The sequence below is a fragment of the Polaromonas sp. P1_G2 genome (assembly GCF_056405515.1).
The window spans coordinates 1-4,554 of sequence record NZ_JBFUBY010000306.1; the positions used below are offsets into that span (position 1 = coordinate 1).

Consider the following 4,554-nt stretch of genomic DNA (forward strand, 5'->3'; position numbering starts at 1 on the left):
GATCCTGCGCGAATGCGGCGTGCACCGCATGAACCTCATGGGCAACCCGCGCCGCATGCCCAGCATGACGGGCTACGGCCTGGAGATCGTCGGCTACATCACCCGGGACTGACGTTTGCGTCACCTCGCCTGAAATTCATAAATCAATCAAAAGGGAATCACCGTGTTTGGAGCAGAAAAAGGGACGGCCGACAAGCTGGACGGCAGAAAACTTTCCATCGGCATCGTGCAGGCGCGCTTCAATGAAAGCATCACCAACGCCCTGGCCGAGGCCTGCAAGCACGAGCTCGCCGCCCTGGGCGTGCTCGAAGACAACATCCGGCACGTCCTGGTGCCCGGCGCGCTCGAGGTGCCCTGCGCCTTGCAGGCGCTGGCCGAAAGCGACAAGTACGACGCGCTGATCGCGCTGGGCTGCATCATCCGCGGCGAAACCTACCACTTCGAGCTGGTGGCCAACGAAAGCGGCTCCGCCGTCACGCGCCTGGCGCTGGACTACCAGCTGCCCATCGCCAACGCCATCCTGACGACCGAGAACCTCGCCCAGGCCCAGGCCCGGCAGGTCGAAAAAGGCCGCGATGCCGCCCGCGTCGCCGTCGAAATGGCCAACCTGATCAATGAAATTGCCTGAGCGCCTGCTCCCACCTTTAACCCTGACTGGCATTTTTCATGGCTGATCCCATCATCAAACCCAAACGCCCGCCGCAGACCCGTACCGGCCTGACCGACACCGGCGTCAAAAAAGCCGCCGACAAATCGGCGCGCACCCGCGCGCGCGAATTCGCCCTGCAGGCCCTTTATCAGCACCTGGTCGGCCGCAACGAGGCCGACTCCATCGATGCCTTCACCCGCGACCTGGTGGGCTTTCACAAAGCCGATTCGGCCCACTACGACGCCCTGCTGCACGGCTGCATCGCGGACGCGAAATCGCTGGACRCCGGCATCACCCCGCTGCTGGACCGGCCCATGGCCGAGATCTCGCCGATCGAGCATGCGGTGCTCTGGATAGGCGCCTACGAGTTCACCCACTGCCTCGATGTGCCCTGGCGCGTCGTCATCAATGAGTGCATCGAACTGGCCAAGGCCTTCGGCGGCACCGACGGCCACAAATACGTCAACGGCGTGCTCAACAAGATGGCGCCCTCCCTTCGCGCCGCGGAAGTCGCCGCCGACAAAGCCAAACAATCCCCCCGGTGAAAGCGCCCGACGTGAGAATCGCCCGGCGGGCTCAACGCATCGAGCCGTTTTATGTCATGGAGGTTGCCAAGGCAGCCTCGGCGCTGGCGCAGGAGTTCGCCCACAGCGACCGGCCCATGATCTTCCTGAACATCGGCGAGCCGGACTTCACCGCGCCGCCCTTGGTGCAGGAGGCCGCGGCCCGCGCGATCTGGCAGGGCAACACACAGTACACCCAGGCCACCGGCCTGCCGGCGCTACGCGAACGCATCAGCGCCTGGTACGCCTCGCGCTTCGGCGCCGACGTTGCGCCCGGCCGCATCATCATCACGGCGGGCGCCTCGGCCGCGCTGCAGCTGGCCTGCCTGGCGCTCATCGAGGCCGGCGATGAAATCCTGATGCCCGACCCCAGCTACCCCTGCAACCGGCATTTCGTCAGCGCCGCCGAAGGCAATGCGGTGCTGGTGCCGACCACCGCGGCCGAACGCTTCCAGCTGACCCGCGAGAAGGTCGAAGCGGCCTGGCAGCCGCAGACGCGCGGCGTGCTGCTGGCCTCGCCTTCCAACCCGACCGGCACCTCGATCGCGCCCGAAGAACTGCAGCGCATCCACGAATTCGTGCACGGCCGCGGCGGCATCACGCTGATCGACGAGATCTACCTGGGCCTGAGCTACGAAGAGCACTTCGGCCACTCCGCCCTGGCCATGCCCGGCGAACTGGGCCAAAGCGTGATCAGCATCAACAGCTTCAGCAAATACTTCAACATGACCGGCTGGCGCCTGGGCTGGCTGGTGGTGCCCGAGGCGCTGGCGCCCGTGATCGAACGCATCGCGCAAAACCTGTTCATCTGCCCCAGCACCGTGGCCCAGCATGCGGCGCTGGCCTGCTTCGAAGCCGAGAGCCTGCAAGAGTACGAGCGCCGACGCGCCGAATTCAAGGCGCGCCGCGACTACTTCATCCCCGAACTGAATCGCCTGGGCCTCACGGTGCCGGTGATGCCCGACGGCGCCTTCTATGCCTATGCCGACTGCACCCAGGCCGCCGCGCGTCTGGGCGTCAGCGGCAGCTGGGACTTCGCTTTCGAACTCATGAAGCGCGCCCATCTGGCCGTCACGCCGGGCCGCGATTTCGGCCATGCCGCGCCCGAGCAGTTCGTGCGCTTTTCCACCGCCAATTCCATGGCGCAATTGCACGAGGCCGTGGCCCGGCTCAAGGCGGTGCTGGCATGAAGCCGGCCGCGCGGGTTTTCAGTTGGCCCCTCAGGGTCTATTGGGAAGACACCGATGCGGGCGGCATTGTTTTTTACGCGAACTACCTGAAATTTTTTGAACGTTCGCGCACCGAATGGCTCAGATCTTTGGGTATTGAACAGCAGCGCCTGCGGGAAAATACCGGCGGCATTTTCGTGGTGGCGGAAACCAGCGTCCGTTACCATCGTTCCGCCCGCCTGGACGATGAACTGATTGTTACGGCAAGCCTGGTCGAAGCCGGCCGCGCGTCCATGATAATCAGCCAGCAGGTGCTATTAAAAACAGAGCAGACGCCGGCACAACCGGCGCCTTTACTTTGCGAAGGCAGCATACGCATTGGGTGGGTTGACGCCGCCAGCCTGCAGCCACGGCGCATTCCGGCTTCCATTCTTGACAGCTTAAAACACGATACGGCCACAACATGAACCAAGACTTGTCCATCGTCAGCCTCATCCTCAATGCCAGCTGGGTCGTTCAGGCCGTCGTGGCGCTGCTGGTCGGCGTGTCCATCGCCAGTTGGGCCGCGATCTTCCGCAAGGTCATCGCGCTCAACAAAGTGCAGACGCTCAACGACGAGTTCGACCGCGAGTTCTGGTCGGGCACCAGCCTGAACGACCTGTTTTCCGGCGCCGCGCAAAACGCCAAGCACTCAGGCCCCATGGAACGGATTTTCGCCAGCGGCATGCGTGAATACCAGAAGCTCCGCGAACGCCACATCACCGACCCCGGCACCCTGCTGGACGGCGCGCGCCGCGCCATGCGCGCCAGTTACCAGCGTGAGCTCGACGCCATCGAGGCCAACCTGTCCTTCCTGGCCACCGTCGGTTCGGTCTCGCCTTACGTCGGCCTGTTCGGCACCGTCTGGGGCATCATGCACGCCTTCACCGGCCTGGCGGCCCTGGAGCAGGTCACGCTGKCCACGGTGGCGCCCGGCATCGCCGAGGCGCTGGTCGCCACCGCCATCGGCCTGTTCGCGGCCATCCCGGCCGTCGTCGCCTATAACCGCTTCTCGCACGACATAGACCGCGTCGCCAACCGGCTGGAAACCTTCATCGAAGAGTTCTCCAACATCCTGCAGCGCAACCTCGGCGCCCAATCACCCTCAGGTCATTGACTGGTAAGGAGACCGCCATGCCAGCAGTCAATTCCCGCCGCGGCCGCAACCGGCGCACCATCAGCGAGATCAACATGGTGCCCTTCATCGACGTCATGCTGGTGCTGCTCATCATCTTCATGGTGACGGCGCCGCTGATCACGCCCAGCATGATCGCGCTGCCCAAGGTCGGCAGGGCACCCAGCCAGCCGCAGAACCCAGTGCAAATCCTGATCAGCAAGGACGAAACCGTGCAGATCAAGATCAAGACCGACAGCGTGCCCAGCAATGTGCGCAATGTCGCGGCCGACATCGCGAAGCTGGAGCCGGCCGTGAAGGCCGAGGGCGCGCAGGCCGTGCCCGTGGTCATCAGCGCCGACAAATCCATCAAGTACGAAACCGTGGTCCAGGTCATGGACAACCTGCAAAAAGCCGGYGTGTCGCGCGTGGGCCTGTCGGTGCAGACCGGCAACAAGTAGCCGCCCGCCCAGCCCCATGCCCAGCGCCGCAGACCGCCTCGACTTTCTTCCGCCCCGGGACGAGGGGTCGGGCCACGCGTTCGCGCTGGCGTTGCTGGTGCACGTCCTGCTGATCGCCGCCCTGACCTGGGGCGTCAACTGGAAGCGCAGTACCCCGGACGTCGCTTTCCAGGCCGAGCTGTGGACCAATATGCCGGCGCAGCAGGCCGCGCCCAAACCAGTTGAAGTGCCGACACCGCCACCGCCTCCCCCGCCGTCACCCACCCCGGAAGTCAGGACGCCCACGCCGCCGCCCGCCCCCAAGGTGGACATCGCGCTGGAGCAGGAGAAGAAGCGCAAGCTGGTGCAGGAACAGAAGGAAGCGGAAGCCCTGAAAGAAAAGCAGAAGGCTGAACTGCAAGCCAAAAAAGACAAAGACGCGGAAAAACAAAAAGCCGCCGAGAAGAAAGCCAAGGAAGACCTGGCCAAACGCAAGGCGGCGGAAGACGCCAAAAAGCTGGAAGCCCAGAAGGACAACAAGGACGCCGCGCAACAGAAAGCCGCCCAGGCCGCCGCGGAG

7 protein-coding genes and 1 pseudogene are annotated in these 4,554 nt (G+C 64.5%); all 8 read left to right on the forward strand.

The genetic code is table 11. The annotated features are described in order from the left end of the window. A partial coding sequence (locus tag AC1D0P_RS22140) for a hypothetical protein (protein WP_477678723.1) occupies nt 1–112 on the forward strand: 112 nt, incomplete at its 5' end. A 51-nt stretch (nt 113–163) separates the two neighbouring features. Next, nucleotides 164–628 carry a 6,7-dimethyl-8-ribityllumazine synthase gene (gene ribH / locus AC1D0P_RS22145; protein WP_477678717.1) on the forward strand — a complete coding sequence of 155 codons (465 nt, stop codon included), beginning with the start codon at nt 164–166 and terminating at the stop codon, nt 626–628. 38 nt (nt 629–666) lie between these two features. After that, nucleotides 667–1,194, forward strand: coding sequence for a transcription antitermination factor NusB (gene nusB, locus AC1D0P_RS22150; protein ID WP_477678718.1), 528 nt, complete (start codon nt 667–669; stop codon nt 1,192–1,194). An 11-nt stretch (nt 1,195–1,205) separates the two neighbouring features. After that, complete coding sequence (locus AC1D0P_RS22155) at nt 1,206–2,402, forward strand: pyridoxal phosphate-dependent aminotransferase (protein ID WP_477678719.1); 1,197 nt, start codon at nt 1,206–1,208, stop codon at nt 2,400–2,402. Next, the gene (gene ybgC / locus AC1D0P_RS22160) at nt 2,399–2,848 is read left to right on the forward strand and encodes a tol-pal system-associated acyl-CoA thioesterase (protein WP_477678720.1); all 450 of its coding nucleotides are present in this window, start codon (nt 2,399–2,401) and stop codon (nt 2,846–2,848) included. Before AC1D0P_RS22155 ends, ybgC begins: the two co-directional genes overlap by 4 nt. After that, nucleotides 2,845–3,537 (forward strand): protein TolQ, encoded by a 693-nt coding sequence (gene tolQ, locus AC1D0P_RS22165; RefSeq protein ID WP_477678721.1) that lies wholly within the window; start codon nt 2,845–2,847, stop codon nt 3,535–3,537. The genes ybgC and tolQ overlap by 4 nt, the downstream gene beginning before the upstream one ends. 17 nt (nt 3,538–3,554) lie before the next feature. Continuing rightward, nucleotides 3,555–3,995, forward strand: coding sequence for a biopolymer transporter ExbD (locus AC1D0P_RS22170; protein ID WP_477678722.1), 441 nt, complete (start codon nt 3,555–3,557; stop codon nt 3,993–3,995). Nucleotides 3,996–4,011: 16 nt separating this feature from the next. Continuing rightward, nucleotides 4,012–4,554, forward strand: a pseudogene (locus tag AC1D0P_RS22175) (cell envelope integrity protein TolA); the annotation flags it as partial.